The following is a 607-nucleotide window of genomic DNA, read 5'->3' as shown; positions in this document are numbered from 1 at the left end:
TCGAGTACCGATCGAAGCGCGAGAACAGCGTCAGCCGCGCACCGGCCGGCCGCGCACCATTGAGATATTTGCCGCTCAGCATGCCGAACGCTAACGGCGAATAGGCCAGCAGACCACAGTGCTCGCGGATCGCGACCTCGGCCAGGCCGACCTCGAAGCTGCGATTCAATAGACTGTACGGGTTCTGGATACTGACCATCCGCGGCAGGCCGTGGGTCTCGGCCAATGCCAGCATCCGCAGCGTGCCCCAGGGCGTCTCGTTGGAGAGCCCGACATGACGCACCTTGCCGGCCTTGACCAGATCATCCAATACCTGCAGCGTCTCGAGCAGCGGGACACTGTCATCCGTCTCCGGGTGACTGTAGCCGAGCTTGCCGAAGTAATTGGTCTCACGATCCGGCCAATGCAGCTGGTAAAGATCGATATAATCCGTCTGCAGCCGCTTCAGGCTGGCGTCGAGCGCCGCCTCGATGTTGGCGCGATCCAGTCGCCGCCCCGGCATGCGCAGATAGTCGATCCAGTCGCCCGGCCCGGCGACCTTGCTGGCGATGATCAGGCGCTCGCGGCCACCGCGCTCGGCGAGCCAGTTGCCGATGAAGCGCTCGGT

Annotated in this window: 1 protein-coding gene; it reads right to left on the bottom strand. The window is 64.1% G+C overall.

Features of this window, described 5'->3' with window-relative positions:
• Positions 1–607, bottom strand: a 607-nt coding sequence (locus tag VBE63_RS31065; RefSeq protein ID WP_323686788.1) for an aldo/keto reductase, incomplete at both ends; no start/stop codon positions are given.

The organism is Lamprobacter sp., from assembly GCF_034860625.1.
GTDB lineage: Bacteria > Pseudomonadota > Gammaproteobacteria > Chromatiales > Chromatiaceae > Lamprobacter.
This window is presented reverse-complemented; position numbering and strand designations above follow the sequence as displayed.